The sequence below is a fragment of the Ruegeria sp. YTSA226 genome (genome assembly GCF_059609905.1).
Genome location: NZ_JBXWMQ010000021.1, coordinates 1 through 14,587, shown reverse-complemented (window position 1 = coordinate 14,587; position 14,587 = coordinate 1). Strand labels below are relative to the sequence as shown.

13 protein-coding genes are annotated in these 14,587 nt (G+C 60.0%); 6 read left to right on the top strand and 7 right to left on the bottom strand.

From position 1 onward, the window contains the following. The first annotated feature begins 547 nt into the window (after window positions 1–547). From nadA to nadC, 3 genes are read left to right on the top strand one after another with little or no spacing between them, the layout of a single operon-like run. Window positions 548–1,600 (top strand): quinolinate synthase NadA, encoded by a 1,053-nt coding sequence (gene nadA / locus AC2FFF_RS18335; RefSeq protein ID WP_281973873.1) that lies wholly within the window; start codon window positions 548–550, stop codon window positions 1,598–1,600. Between the two features lie 6 nt (window positions 1,601–1,606). Then, complete coding sequence (locus AC2FFF_RS18330) at window positions 1,607–3,175, top strand: L-aspartate oxidase (RefSeq protein WP_142637517.1); 1,569 nt, start codon at window positions 1,607–1,609, stop codon at window positions 3,173–3,175. Beyond that, window positions 3,172–4,026, top strand: a complete 855-nt coding sequence (gene nadC, locus AC2FFF_RS18325; protein WP_142637514.1) for a carboxylating nicotinate-nucleotide diphosphorylase — start codon at window positions 3,172–3,174, stop codon at window positions 4,024–4,026. The genes AC2FFF_RS18330 and nadC overlap by 4 nt, the downstream gene beginning before the upstream one ends. 41 nt (window positions 4,027–4,067) lie before the next feature. On the opposite strand, the gene AC2FFF_RS18320 is transcribed toward nadC, so the two are convergent. The 5 genes from AC2FFF_RS18320 to AC2FFF_RS18300 form a co-directional block, all read right to left on the bottom strand. Further along, a complete protein-coding gene (locus AC2FFF_RS18320; protein WP_281973874.1) occupies window positions 4,068–5,042 on the bottom strand; it encodes a hypothetical protein in 975 nt (324 codons plus the stop codon). 91 nt (window positions 5,043–5,133) lie between these two features. Further along, window positions 5,134–5,586, bottom strand: coding sequence for an SRPBCC family protein (locus AC2FFF_RS18315; protein ID WP_142637510.1), 453 nt, complete (start codon window positions 5,584–5,586; stop codon window positions 5,134–5,136). A 144-nt stretch (window positions 5,587–5,730) separates the two neighbouring features. After that, window positions 5,731–7,269 carry a tripartite tricarboxylate transporter permease gene (locus AC2FFF_RS18310; protein WP_142637508.1) on the bottom strand — a complete coding sequence of 513 codons (1,539 nt, stop codon included), beginning with the start codon at window positions 7,267–7,269 and terminating at the stop codon, window positions 5,731–5,733. A gap of 10 nt (window positions 7,270–7,279) precedes the next feature. Next, window positions 7,280–7,711 (bottom strand): tripartite tricarboxylate transporter TctB family protein, encoded by a 432-nt coding sequence (locus AC2FFF_RS18305; protein ID WP_281973875.1) that lies wholly within the window; start codon window positions 7,709–7,711, stop codon window positions 7,280–7,282. 86 nt (window positions 7,712–7,797) lie between these two features. Then, window positions 7,798–8,766 carry a Bug family tripartite tricarboxylate transporter substrate binding protein gene (locus AC2FFF_RS18300; RefSeq protein ID WP_142637503.1) on the bottom strand — a complete coding sequence of 323 codons (969 nt, stop codon included), beginning with the start codon at window positions 8,764–8,766 and terminating at the stop codon, window positions 7,798–7,800. A gap of 147 nt (window positions 8,767–8,913) precedes the next feature. On the opposite strand from AC2FFF_RS18300, the gene AC2FFF_RS18295 reads away from it, so the two are divergent. The 3 genes from AC2FFF_RS18295 to AC2FFF_RS18285 are packed head-to-tail and all read left to right on the top strand — an operon-like array spanning window position 8,914 to window position 12,006. Further along, window positions 8,914–9,585 (top strand): response regulator transcription factor, encoded by a 672-nt coding sequence (locus tag AC2FFF_RS18295; RefSeq protein ID WP_281973876.1) that lies wholly within the window; start codon window positions 8,914–8,916, stop codon window positions 9,583–9,585. Beyond that, a complete protein-coding gene (locus tag AC2FFF_RS18290) occupies window positions 9,578–10,975 on the top strand; it encodes a sensor histidine kinase (protein ID WP_281973877.1) in 1,398 nt (465 codons plus the stop codon). Before AC2FFF_RS18295 ends, AC2FFF_RS18290 begins: the two co-directional genes overlap by 8 nt. Beyond that, entirely contained in the window at window positions 10,972–12,006 is a 1,035-nt protein-coding gene (locus AC2FFF_RS18285) for an ABC transporter substrate-binding protein (protein ID WP_281973878.1), read from the top strand. The genes AC2FFF_RS18290 and AC2FFF_RS18285 overlap by 4 nt, the downstream gene beginning before the upstream one ends. Here the strand turns inward: AC2FFF_RS18285 and AC2FFF_RS18280 are convergent. Together AC2FFF_RS18280 and AC2FFF_RS18275 are read right to left on the bottom strand one after the other, a co-directional pair. Beyond that, window positions 12,003–13,499, bottom strand: coding sequence for a heme biosynthesis protein HemY (locus tag AC2FFF_RS18280; protein WP_281973879.1), 1,497 nt, complete (start codon window positions 13,497–13,499; stop codon window positions 12,003–12,005). The genes AC2FFF_RS18285 and AC2FFF_RS18280 overlap by 4 nt on opposite strands. Window positions 13,500–13,509: 10 nt before the next feature. Continuing rightward, a partial coding sequence (locus tag AC2FFF_RS18275) for a COG4223 family protein (protein WP_281973880.1) occupies window positions 13,510–14,587 on the bottom strand: 1,078 nt, incomplete at its 5' end.

The window sequence follows — 14,587 nt, the reverse complement described above, 5'->3', positions numbered from 1 at the left end:
AATCTTTTTCTCCTCCCCACCCGGCCCCTCCCCGGGCCGGAAATGGCGGGTCCGGGTCTGGCCCGGACGCCAACGCCCCGATTAAGGGACGTCGACACGATCAGCGTCAAGTTTTGCCTGATGTTTTCTCAATTCTTACGAAATGTAACAAGTTGGGCCGTGCCGCCCGGGTCATACACCTCGTCAGAGACCCGACCCGAGATGACCACAAACTGTTCCGCGAACTGCAAATTTGCAGCAGGTAAGCGCATTCATCCACGTATACCGGTATTGGCTTGGGGTTTTGTATGTTTACCGCGCCTGGAATTCACCGTATGCATCCCGCAACTGAGTAGGATATTCAGAGCGGTTTTTCATGCCGATTTGCTATGCATGTGTATCGACCGAAGGCATCGGTTATGCGGAATGATCCAGATCGCATGACCAAAACCGCTCGAATTGTGCGATCAGAGGCGTGCGCCTTTGAAATCAACCGTTTTCTTGGACGGTCGGGCAGCACGAATTCCGACTCCTTTCCCACCCCAATACGCAAGGCAGGACTGCCGAGATGAATGTCACTCACCAGAGCATCACCAATGTGCTTTCACAGCATTATGACCTGACACCTTCGACCGAATTGGTTGAGGAAATGCAGGAGACCTATGCCCGGATGGACCGGGTGGTGACGCCGCCGGATTTCGCGATCTATGCGCCCTATATCAAGGCGATCAATGCGCTTAAAAAAGAGCGGAACGCGGTCATTCTGGGCCATAACTACATGACGCCTGAAATTTTCCATGGCGTGTCGGATTTTGTGGGTGACAGTCTGCAACTGGCGATGAAGGCCAGCGACGTCGAAGCCGACGTGATCGTACAGGCGGGCGTGCATTTCATGGCCGAAACCTCGAAAATCCTGAGCCCCGAGAAAATCGTGCTGATGCCGGACATGGCCGCAGGCTGTTCGCTGGCCGAAAGCATCACCGCCGAGGGAATCGACGAGATGCGCGCCAAATACCCCGGCGCGCCGGTCGTCTCCTATGTGAACACCACCGCCGAGGTGAAAGCCGCGTCCGATATCTGCTGTACATCGTCCAACGCCGTTCAGATCGTCGATGCGATGGAATCCGACACCGTCATCATGACGCCGGATCAATATCTGGCGCAGAACGTGGCAAATGAAAGCCGCAAGAACATCGTGTACTGGCCGGGCTCGTGCATCGTGCATGAACAATACACCGCCCAGGACCTGCGCGATTTTCGCAAATGGAATCCGGGCACACGGTTGATTGCCCACCCGGAATGCCCGCCCGAAGTGGTGGCCGAGGCCGATTTCTCTGGCTCGACCAGCGGGATCATTAAGTATGTCAGCACCGAAAAGCCCGAAAAGGCGATGCTGATCACCGAATGCTCGATGGCCTCGAACATCGCCGATGAACTGCCCGAGGTCGACTTTGTCGGCCCCTGCAACATGTGCCCCTACATGAAGAAGATCACGCTGCAAAAAATCCTCTATGTGCTGCACACGATGGAAGGTCAGGTCGAGGTTGACGCCGAGATCGCGGAAAAAGCGCGCCATTCGGTGCAGGCGATGATCGACCTGTCGCGAAAGCTGGGTCTCTGATCCGAGATGGAAACCCTCACCACCGACCGCGTTATCATCGTGGGCGCCGGGCTGGGCGCGCTCTATGCTGCGCTGAAACTGGCCCCGCATCCGGTGGTGATGATCTCTCCTGAAGCGTTGGGCGAGGGTGCTAGTTCTGCCTGGGCGCAGGGGGGAGTGGCTGCGGCGATGGACGCTGATGACAGCCCGGAAAGCCACGCGGACGACACCGTGAATGCCGGTGCGGGCACCGTTGATCCGCAGGTGGCTGAATTGGTGACGCGTCAGGCGCGCGACTATATTCTGGACCTGACCACGCTGGGCACGCCTTTCGACCGGACCGCGGGCGGCGATTACGTGCTGTCGCGCGAGGCCGCGCACAGCTTTGCCCGTGTCGTCCGGGTCAAGGGCGATCAGGCAGGCGCGCAGATCATGGCCGCCCTGATCGAACAGGTGCACGAAACCCCGTCGATCCAGGTTCTGGAGGGCACCATGGCCCTTGGGCTGGACGTCGAAGACGGGCGCGTTACCGGCGTCAGCATTCAGCGTGCGGATAATGGCGGGTCAGCCCCGGTGATGCTGCGCGGGGCTGCGGTTTTGCTGGCCGGGGGCGGGTCAGGCGGGCTCTATGCGCTGACAACCAACCCGCCGCGTATTCGCGGGCAGGTGATTGGCATGGCGGCACGCGCGGGGGCGCTGATTGCGGATGCCGAATTTGTCCAGTTCCACCCCACCGCGATGGATGTAGGTGAAGACCCCGCGCCGCTGGCGACCGAAGCGCTGCGCGGTGAAGGGGCCATTTTGATCAACCGTCATGGCGCGCGGTTCATGCAGGCCATCCACCCGGATGCCGAGCTTGCCCCGCGCGACGTCGTCGCCCGCGCCATCTATGCGCAGGTTCAGGCGGGCAACCGTCCCATGCTGGACACGCGCGAGGTTCTGGGCGAGGCGATCAAGGCACAGTTCCCCTCGGTCGCCGAATATTGCGCCCGCAATGGCATCGACCCGGCGCAGGAACCCATCCCCGTTGCCCCCGCTGCGCATTACCACATGGGTGGCATCGCGACCGAAACCAGCGGATGCGCCAGTATCGACGGCTTATGGGTCTGCGGTGAGGCATCCTCGACCGGGTTGCACGGTGCCAACCGTCTGGCCTCGAACGGTCTGCTTGAGGCGCTGGTCTACGCCCGCATCTGCGCGGAAGGCATCGCCCGGACCCTGCCAACACCTAGCGCGACGCCGCCGCTGGAAATCACCTTTCAGGACGGCGGCACCCCATCTGACCCTGCCGCCGTGACAGAGCTGCGCCAGACCATGACCCGCTATGTTGGCGTTATCCGTGATCGCAAGGGCCTGATCAAAGCGCTTGGCATCATCGCGCGGCTAGAGGCAGCAAACAGCGACAACCCGTCTTTCCTGAACATGTGCGCCACCGCCACTTTAATCGCGGCGGGCGCTTTGGCGCGCGAAGAAAGCCGCGGCGCGCATGAACGATCCGATTTCCCCGACCCCTCGGCCGGACCCGGCAAACGATCCGAAATGTACCTTTCCCAAGCACTCGCCATCCGCGCGCAGGCCTGCAAGGAGCAATCATGAGCTTCTCTACCGTTCCCGATCTTGTCCTTGAACCGATGATCCGCATTGCCCTGATGGAAGATCTTGGCAGCTATGGCGACGTCACCACCCGCGCGGTGATCCCGGCGGATACCACCTATGATGCTTGCCTGAACGCGCGCGAGGATGCGGTCGTGTCCGGCATGCAAGTCGCGGCGCTGGCGTTTCGCCTGATCGACCCCTCATTGGACATCACCACGCATATTGCCGATGGCCAACCCTGTAAGGCAGGCGATACGCTGATGACCATCAAGGGATCGGCCGCCTCAATCCTGTCGGGCGAACGGGTGGCCCTGAACTTTGCCGGTCGCCTGACCGGGATCGCCACAAAGACCGCCGGCTTCGTGGCTGAAACTAAAGGCACAAATGCCCGCGTCACCTGCACCCGCAAAACAACCCCCGGCCTGCGTCTGGTTGAAAAACTGGCCGTGCTGCATGGCGGCGGGTTCAACCACCGATACTCTCTGTCAGATGCGATCCTGATCAAGGACAACCACATCGCAGCCGCTGGCGGGGTGCGTCAGGTGCTGGAGGCCACCAAGGCCCATGCCAGCCACATGATGGCCGTCGAGATCGAGGTCGACCGTCTGGACCAACTGGCCCAAGTGCTTGAGGTCGGAGGCGCCTCGGTCGTCCTGTTAGACAATATGGACAATGACATGCTGCGCGAGGCGGTGGCGATGGTGGATGGCAGGCTCAAGACCGAAGCCTCGGGCAATGTGAAGCTGGATCGCATCGCCTCAATCGCGGCAACGGGTGTTGACTATATCTCTTCAGGTGCATTGACCCATTCGGCGCGCACCGTGGATTTGGGATTGGACTTTCCGGTCTAGACCACGGTCGCGCGTCAGCACTGGCACATGGGCTACAGCTGCTAACCCTGTGCAGAAAGCTCCACCATTTCCCTGTGCCGGTCCCGCGCCTGCCCCTGTACACGCTTGACGAAGGGCTGAGGCAGCTCCGGGCCAAGGCGCGTCCCATATTTTTCGCAGGATTTATCACCGATCAGCTCAGCGAACCTGACCCATGTCCGAAAGGCAAAAACGTCCCGCAAGCTGAGGATCGGTTTGGAATTGCTTGGTCTTTCCGGGGCAGGCATCGGAATGTCCGTGAAATACGCCTCTTCGATCCCGCTCCAATCGGATGGTGTTTCAAAGTCGTCCCCCGCACCCTCGGAATACTTAAACGCGGGGTATTCCATACTGTATTCAGAACATCCGTGGGATATTTTTGAGTGAACCCCAGTGATCTCAAATTCCGCCTGTGCGGCACGGAAAATCGCAAGACACTCTTTCGCCTCTGCGATCGACTCACAATAGATATACGCCTTATAGGGAAACTTGACCGCTTCGCGCAGCTCGATCATGCTTTTTCTGGCATTGTCCCTGGGCAGCTGCAGGTTGAGCAGCAAGAAATAGACCTGAAACATCCCCTCAAGGTTCTCAGGCAGGATCTGCACCTTGTAGCACTCGTGGCACAGTCCACAGATCACCTTGGTTTCTTCAAAGAAATTCAGGCGTTGGCCGCAATTCCCATGCTCGCCATTGATGGTGATGGTTTGACCCACATAGATCTGGGCGATGGGCACGGCCAACTGGATTTTCTGTGTGTCCAGGGCTTTCATCCAACCAGAATAGGCGGCGGTCTGCCGTCCGGTGTCGACCAGGGCTGCCTGCCAGCCCTTTTTCAACCCGCCCGTCACCTCAAGCTGCGCTTTGCTGTAGGCGCCCAGATGCTGTTTCGGTAGGTTGGAGTATTCCAGCATCGTCACAAGCTGCCGGATGGCCTGTCGGTCATTGGGCTTGAGTGAAACCCGCTTCTCAAGACGTTCCAGCTGCGCGTAATCCATCACTCTGGCCTCCTGCTTCGGGTTTGGCCCGCCAGTTTTTCTTGTGATTGCGCCGAATGAGGTCGCCGTCAACTGAAATGCGCGAAACTGGCTAGCTGCCGGATTGTTCTGAGACGATCTCTCCGAGCCGGGTAAAGAATTTCCCCGACAGTTTCTTGGCAGTCCCGGCAATCAAACGGCTGCCAAGCTGGGCGATCTTGCCGCCGACATCCACCTTAGCAGTATAGGCAAGAACCGTCTCGGACCCGTCTTCGGTCAGGGTCACATCGGCACCGCCCTTGGCAAACCCCGCAGCCCCGCCCTTGCCCTCGCCCTGCAGCGAAAATCCGTCCGGTGCCTTGGATTTATCCAGCGTGACCTGACCCGCGAACCGCGCTTTCACCGGACCGATTTTCAGAACCACCTTTGCCTCAAGGTCTTGCGGCGAAGATTGGGTCAGCTCTTCGCAGCCGGGGATACATTCCTGCAGGATATCGGGGTTGTTCAGCGCCTCATACACCACGTCCCGCGGGGCAGCGATGCGGATTTCGTCACTGAGTTCCATTCTGGCATCCTTCGCACAACAGCTTTGTGCCTATCAATAACGCGGTTTTTGCCAAATGTTTCAATTTTTTGTTTCAGATCAGGATACGCGACCCCAAATCTTACCTAATCGGGCGCCACCGGTTTGCGGTGACGCCAAATGCGGTCAGTCGCTGATCGCGCCCTCTTCGTCGCGGCGCTGATGCATCTTGGCTTTGACACGCGCGCCTACGATCAGAGGCAGAACAAATCCGATCAGGGCAATGGACCACAAGCCGATGGCCAGCGGGCTGTCAACCAGCGTCCACCAGTTGCCATTGTCGATGGTGACTGCGCGGCGCAAGTTATTCTCCATCGAGTTGCCCAGCAGCGTGCCCAGAATGATCGGCACCAGCGGCACGTCCAGCTTGCGCAGAACCCAGCCCATGACACCGAACCCAATCATCACCAGTAGATCAAAGCTGGACCCCGAGATGCCGTAAATACCCACAAAGCTGACCATCGCCACGACGGGCATCAGGATACGCGAGGGCACCATCAGGACGCGGGTGAACAGGCCCACCATCGGGATATTCATCGCGAGCAACATAAAGTTGGCAATGAACAGTGCCGCAATCAGGCCCCAGACCACATCCGGGTTCTGGGTGAACAGCAGCGGTCCGGGCGTGATATTCAGCGCCAACAGAACCGCCAGCAGCACGGCGGTGGTCCCTGACCCCGGCACGCCCAGCGCCAGCATCGGCACCAAGGCCCCCCCGGCGGCGGCGTTGTTGCCGGCCTCGGGCGCGGCGACGCCACGCGGATCACCGGTGCCAAATGTGTTGTCCTTGTCGACCAGCCGTTTCTCCATCGAATAGGAAATAAACGAGCCCAAAGACGCCCCGGCCCCCGGCAGAACCCCCGCCAGAAAGCCCAGGAATGAGGTGCGCAGCATGGTCGGCATGCATTGCTTGATCATTGACATCGGCGGGTAAAGCCGCCCGATATTCAACTTGCGCCCAGCGGCATCCGACCCGCCATGACGGTTTTCCAGAAAGATGAACACTTCGGACAGGGCAAACAGGCCGACAATGGCGACAAGGAAATCCAGCCCATCATACAGGTGCACCTCACCAAAGGTGAACCGCGGTACGCCGGTCTGGGTATCGACACCAATGGTCGCCAACCCAAGGCCCAGCGCAGCGGCAAAAGCCGATTTCGCCTGATTGGTCGAGGACACGCCGCCCAGCGTCATGAAGGCCAGCGCGAACAGGGCGAAATACTCAGCCGGTCCAAACAGCAGCGCGATCTTGACCAGCTGCGGCGCCAGAAAGATCAGGCCCCATGTGGCCAGAAACGCACCAATGAATGAGGCGATACCGGACAGCGAGAGCGCCTCGCCCGCAAGGCCTTTTTTGGCCATCGGATGCCCGTCCAAGCAGGTCATCATCGCAGGCTCGTCCCCAGGGATGTTCAGCAAGATCGACGAGATTCTCCCGCCATACATTGCCCCATAATAAACACTGGTCAGCAGGATCAGAGACGGCGTCGCGCCCAGCCCCAGCGTGAACGCAAGAGGAATCAGAATGGCCACGCCGTTCGACGGGCCCAGACCGGGCAACGCGCCCATGATCGTGCCCAGAAAACAACCCAACAGGGCCAGCAACAAGTTTTGCCATGTTAGCGCGATAGCGAATCCATCGCCAAGGGATGCAAGAGTTTCCATGACGTTCCCCTTAGAAACCCAATGGTCCGCGAGCCAGTGACAGGCCCAGAACCAGATGGAAGATGACGTAGATACCGACAGAAGTACCGATTCCGACCATTACGCTTTCGATCGGACCAGATCCCAGCCGCCAGGCCAGGTAAGCCGCAGCAAAGGCGGTAGAGATTACAAATCCCAGAACCGGCAACAGCTCGGCATAGAAGATCATCACGACTACAGCGGCGCCGACTTCGACCAGCCGGCCCAGCGCGGGCCACTCGGGCTCGGCATCCGGGCGCAACGCGATGACCGCGCTGGACAGGCCAAGGATGGCGGCGACAATCAGTGGAAAGGCCTTGGGGCCAACCGCGTCTGACAGAAAGCTCTCTTCAATCGCCAGCGCTGACAGGGCAAAGCCGATGGCAAGAAGAATGCCGAAGACCCCGAATATGCGATCACTCATGGGTATCTCCTATGTAAGGGAAGTATGGGCCTGGTCGGGGTGCCGCGCGCCCGGCGCGACACCCCGCTCTCAGGTGAGTGCTGGTCTTATTTGATGATACCGATCTCTTTCGAGATGGTCTGGATCTGACCCACGGATTGCGCAACAAAATCCTGGAAAGCTGCGCCTTGCAGGTCCAGCGGGGCCAGACCATTGGCGGCCATGACCTCTTTCCATTCATCCGAGGCGTAAAGATCACCGATCTTACCGACCCAATCGCCATAGGCCTCATCGCTCATTCCGCCAGGGGCGTAGAACCCGCGCCAGTTTGCGCCGATGGCATCAATGCCCTGTTCCTTGGCCGTCGGGAAATCAGCGAATTCGCCGGGCAGACGTTCAGGCGCCAATACGGCGATGACTTTGATATCGCCCGAGTCGACAAAACCCTTGGCTTCCGAGATGTCACCGGTAAAGGCTTGAACCGAACCGGCCAACAGCTGGGTCACAGCTTCGCCGCCGCCATCAAAGGCGATGTATTTGACCGACCGTACGTCCTCGATGCCATAGGCATTGGCCGCGATCAGAACCTTCAGGTGATCCCAACCGCCCACGGCGGAACCGCCCGCCACGGACACAGACGTCGGATCGGATTTGATCTGATCCAACAGGTCGGGCAGCGTGTTAACCGCGCTATCGGCAGCAACGGCGATCACGCCATAATCCGCACCGATGGCCGCTAGCCAACGCACCTGATCCATGGTGTTGCCTGGATAGGCGCCCTGCGCCAGGCGGGTTGCCGTGGCCGCACTGGCCGCTACGATCAGCTCATTATCCTCGCCGCGCTTGTTGACGACCTCGGCAAAGGCAACACCGCCACCGCCGCCGGCCAGGTTCACAACCTGCATGGTCTGGTCGATCAGACCCAGATCCTGCAGAGATTTACCGACCTGACGGCAGGTGAAATCCCAACCGCCGCCGGGGTTGGCCGGGGCAATACATTCCTGTGCGCTGGCGCTCACGCCGGACAGGGCAAAAACAGCAGCCGCAATCGCGCCGCTTGTTCCAAACAGTTTCATTCGTGTCTCCTCCTCTGGTCTTTTTGGGCTGCGTCCTGCAACCGAAACCTGTTCCCGCAAGGGACTGTCCTTGCGGGCTGGTACTGTTTACAGAATAATGCTGTCACGAACCTGTCACAGAAATTCAGGGCAGGGCGCGGGGGGACAATGCGCGTATTGATGATCGAGGATGCCGTAGATCTGGCCGAAGGCGTAATAGCTCATCTGGCGCGGTCGGGCGTTGTCTGTGATCTGGCGACCACTGTCGAATCCGCACGTGATTTCCGCGCAGTTCAAACCTATGACGCGATGCTTCTGGATATAAACCTGCCTGACGGGTCCGGCCTGAACTTTCTGGGCAAAATCCGAGACAGCGGCGACCGCACCCCAGTGCTAATGCTGACGGCACTGACTTCGGTCGAAGATCGTGTCGCGGCTTTGGACAAAGGTGCCGACGATTATTTGGGCAAGCCTTTTGACCAGCGCGAGCTTGAGGCGCGGTTGCGCGCCCTTGTCCGGCGCGATGCCGATCGCAAAAGCGAACAGATCACGCTGGGTCCGCTGATCTATGCCGCCAAGGATCGCAGCGCCACGCTGAACGGTAAACGCCTGAACCTAACCGCGCGCGAGGCGGCAGTCCTGGACGCCCTGATCCGGCACGAAGGTCAGTATCTGTCGAAATCACGGCTGTATAACTCGCTTTACGGGTTCGAAGACGCCGATGTGGGGGAAAACGCGATCGAGCTGTATATCGCACGGCTCCGCAAAAAATTCACCGGCAGCGCCATCAGCATTACCACCCAGCGTGGGGTGGGGTATCGGATCGGTCTGAATGACTAGGCTGCGCCTGCCCCACAGCCTGACGGCCCGCGTTCTGAGTGCGGTGGTTCTGATCCTGGTTCTGGGCGGGTTTCTGGTTGGCCTGTCGATCTGGGCCAATGGTCGGCTGGCGGCGCGGCAGGCCTATGACCGGCTGCTGCTGGGCGCGGCCAGTGACATCGCCGAATCCGTTCGCATTCAGGACGGCCAACCCATTGTCGACCTTCCGGTTTCAGCTTTTCAGCTGTTGGCGCAGGCGCCGGATGACCGGATTTTCTATGCGGTACAGGTGCCTGATGGCCCGTTCATAACCGGGCTGGACCGGGACACCGCGATCGAGGTGCCGCCACAGACTGGCACTGCGCCGGTCTATTTCGCCTCTGATCTGAACGGGGAACCCGCCCGTTTCGTCCGCGTTACCCGCCTGTTTGCCGAGCGCGATTTCTCGGGCGAGGTGGAAATTCTGGTCGGCCAAACCCTGCGCGCGCGCCAATCCATGACCGTGGGCCTGATGCGCGATGCCTTGCTGCCCATGGCGGTGGCCGGGATGTTGCTGCTGATCATGTCGTGGTTTGTCACCCGCTCGGCCCTGCGCCCGCTTGAGGCGCTGTCCGATGACCTGACCCGTCGCGATCCTTATGACCTGACACCGATGGCCAGCGACGGGTTGCCACGCGAATTGCAGGTGATGCTAAGCGCAATGAACCGGTTCATGGGGCGGCTGGACCGGCAGGTAGACACGATGCGCAACCTGATTGCCGACACCGCTCATCAGCTGCGCACACCCGTGGCCGCCATCCGGGTCCAGGCCGAGATTGCGCAGGACGATCCCGACCTTCCAGCCCGCACGCGCGCGCTGGATCGGTTGTTGGGGCGCACCCGGTCACTGGGCACGCTGCTGGATCAGTTGCTGTCGCGCGCCATGGTGATCCACCGTATCGACAGCGCCCCGCGGCTGCCCGTCGACCTGCGCGAAGTGGCGCTGGACGTGCTGGAACACAGCGATCATGAATTGATGGCCCCCACCATCGAGGTGCGTCTGGAAATCGGCGATACGCCAGTTCTTGTGAATGGCGATGCCTTTTCGATCGGCGAAGCCGCCAAGAACCTGCTTGGCAACGCTCTGCGTCATGGTTTGCCACCCGTCCGTATTGGCGCCGCGCAAGAGGGCGCGCGCGCTGTTCTGTGGGTGCGCGATCAGGGGCCCGGACCTGCGACCATAATCGCCGATCAGCTGGGGGACCGGTTCAATCGCAGCACCGGTTCGGGCGAGGACAGCACCGGCCTGGGCCTGTCCATCGTGAAATCCACCGCTGAGGCCTTTGACGGCCGAGTTGAGATGGGGCGGGATGAAACCGGGTTTCGCGCTGCGCTGAGTTTCCCGGCCAGAACAGATGAGAGCAGCACATGATCCGAGCCCTAGCCCTTGTCGTGCTGAGTTTGATTCCTTCGCTTTCGCGCGCCCAAGAAGCCATCGCAGAATTCGGCGCAGGTCAGGATCCGATGTTGATCCGGTCAACCACCGACATTGCGATCATCGCCCCCGTGCTCGAACGATTTACGGCGCTGAACCCCAATCTGCAGGTCACTTATGAACAATGGGGATCTAACGCTCTGTTCCAACACAGCCGCACGGTCTGTAAATCAGGTGAGAATCCTGCAGACATCGTGTTCTCATCCGCGATTCAACAGATGGTCTGGCTGGTGAATTCGGCCTGCGGACACCGGTTTCAATCCGACCTTACCAATGCCCTGCCCGCCGCGCGACGCTGGCGGGATGAGCTGTGGGGGATCACCACCGAACCCGCCGTCATCGTCTACAACAAGACCTTGTTACAGGATCAGAACGTCCCACGCAGCCGGTTCGCCCTGCTGGACATGATGCGAACCCAGCCGGATCTACTGCGTGGGCGCGTGGCAACCTATGACATCGCGGCCTCGGGTCTGGGTTATCTGTTTGCCTATGGAGACAGCCTTGAGGCCACGACTTTCGGCTCTTTGATCGAAGGTTTTGCACGTATCGACGCGGTGGCCACTTGCTGTTCTGCGGAAATCATCCGCGATGTGGCCAATGGGCGCTTTTTGATCGCCTATAACGTTTTGGGGTCTTATGTGGCCAATGCCAAGGCCCCGGGCATTGGGGTGATCCTGCCAGAAGACTATACTCTGGTCCTGTCACGTGCCCTGATGATCCCGCGCCAGGCGCGGAACAAACAAGCCGCCACGGAATTCTTGGATTTTCTCCTGTCGCCACAGGCGCAAACCCTGCTGGCAACTTCGGGTCTAGTCGCCCAGATGGACACCGCCGATACGGGGTTAACGCCCAGCGCCCGAAGGTTCATCGCCCTATCGCCGGCCCTATTGGTAGCCAGAGATCAGAACCGACGGGCCGAGCTGTTCAAGCTGTGGAACGACGCCTTCGACGTGGAAAGTGCGCGCTAGGTCTTTTCGTCGATGGCAGGTTCGATATCAGGCCGAACCGGTTCGATCTCTGCCTCGATAACCTCAGGCTCATCGGCCTCGTCGACCTCATCCATATCGGTGTCGGCCTTGTCCTCAAGCGCGCCAACAATCAATGGCAGCATGTGAACACCAGTGGCCGAGGCGATCTCTGGCGTTTGCGGCGTTTGCCAGCTGAGCGTGTCAAAGCTGTGGCAGTTCTGACAGACCGGACCCCATTCTGGCTGAATGTCATGGCAGTTGTCGCAGACCCATTGCGGCCCGCGCGGCGCGTTCAGCGCCTTTGCCAGCCAGCCCTGCACAACCACATCCGAGGCCCCTTCGCCGCGTTCAATCGCTGCCATCAGCGTATAGGCGCGGGCATCAGCCTGTTTTTCAACCACATCCCCCAGCGCGCGGCGGGCTTCGGGGAAATCTTCGGCGACGATGTTCAACTCGGCCAGAATCAGACAGGTTTCCGGATTCTGCGAGTGTATGCTGGTCAACGTCGCAAAGCGTTTGATGCGCTCGGCCGGTGATTCATCCGGTGCAATATCGGCAAAGGCATGGGCCAGATCGGGATGTGGCTGTGCCTCCCATGCCTTTTTCAGAATCTTCGTTGCGGCACGCGGCTTGCCTTTTTCGATATAGGCACGGGCAGCCATCGCTGCGGCAGGCACCAAATCAGGGGAAAGGCGGTTGGCCTCGATTGCCTGTTCCTGCTGTTCTACGGTCGAGCTTTCGTCCAGAATGCCCTTTGCCTCGGACAAGGCGAGCACCGCATCGCGGCGCTTGAACACATCGCGGGGCAAATGCCCCGATTTCAGCTTGGCGGTCAGCGTTGATCGCGCCCCAGCCCAATCCTGCGACTTGGTCTGCAGGCCCAGCAGGATATCTTGCGTTTCTTGATGGCGTGGCTTGATGGCCAATGCCTTTTCGGCCAGCTTCCGGGCGGTGTCATCATCGCCTTCGGCCAGCTTCTGCTTCATAATACCGCGCACCCCCACAAAACGCGTGGCATTATTCGTCACCAGTTTCTTATAGGTTTCAGATGCCTTTTGGGTATCGCCATTCATCTCGGCGGCCTGGGCCACCAGCAGGTTGGTCAGCTCGGGTTTGTTCAGCAGCTTTTCGGCCTTGGCCGCCTTGTTCATCGCGATCCGCCCCTCACCCGAGGCAAGCGCCATGATCCCATCGGTTAATGCCTGATATCCGCGCTGTTCCCGGCTGCGGTCGAAATAACGCGACAGGGCTGTTTCATCCCCATTGAGGAATTTCAGCGTGGCGATCAGCAGGGTCAGCAGCTTGAAGAACAGCCAGATCGCAATGATCATCACGCCCAGCGCAATGACCGATTGAAGCGGACCAAGCGTGTATTCCGTGCCACCCGCTGTGATCTGCACCCCGCCTTTGGTTTCCATAAGGAACCCGGCGCCAAGAGCCAACAAGCCGACAATCGCAACAAAAACAAGGATCTTAAACAGTGACCACAGCATAGCAGGCCCCTCAGTTCGAGTTCGCGCTTGAGGCAAGCGCATTTGCAGAATCCACAGCAGAAACCCGCGTCTGGGCCGCCTGTTCCCACCCTTCAAATGCAGCTTTGGCTGCATCGGGCAGGGATTTCAGCTCATCCAGGGCAGCAGAGACATCTCCGCCCGATAAAGCGGCTTGAGCCCGCGACAGGACCGCATCGGGGCTGTCACCTTCTTGCGGGGTAACCGAACGTGCACCTGTCTGGCGCTGCAAAAACGCGACAATTCCGGTGCCCTTGTCCGCGTCCCGCGCATCGGCCAGCGCCGTGCGCGCAGCGGGCGCAAAGCTGTCCTGAAGTGCTGCAATCGTCGCGACACCTTCGGTTGCCGGTGCTGCCAGCGCCTCGGGAACGGTTACGCCCGCGGCCTTCAGTTCTGCAATCAGGTCGCCATAAGGTTGACCCGTATTCAACTGTTCATGCACCCGTGACAGAAGGGCTGCATTGGTCGCCGCCAGTGATTTTGCTGCGGCCTCGGCCTCGAGCGTCTGAGCGTCGGACACCATCTTTTCCACCTCGGCCCGTTGCGCGGCCAAAGAGTCTTGGAGTTTTTTCAGCTCGGCCTCGATGGCCGCGCCGGTTTCAGGTGAAGCGCCCTGCGTCAGCGCGCCACTTTCCAACTCGGCCAAACGGCTGGCAAGCGGATCAACCTTGTTGGTCAGATCGGATATGCTGGACTTCACCCCATCCAGATCAGCGGTGATTGGCGCGATTTGGCTGGTCAGCGCGTCAATCTTCTGGGACAGGTCCGACCCGTTGGTCAGAGACTTCGACAGTGTTGATATCTGATCGGATTGTGCGGTCAGCTTCGCCTCAAGTGCGGCGATTGCGTCGGACTCACCCGAGGAGAACGCGCCGCTTTGACCCAGAGCGAACCCGGCCGCCGCAGCAATCGCACCGCCAATAAGCGCCGGGATAAAGCCGCCGCGTTTTTCGACCGGCGGTTCTGCGACGGTCTGATCAGGCGACGTAAGAGCGGCTTCGGCTTCGGCTTCGGCTTCGGCTTCGGCTTCGGCTTCGGCTTCGGCTTCGGCTTCGGCTTCGGCTTCGGCT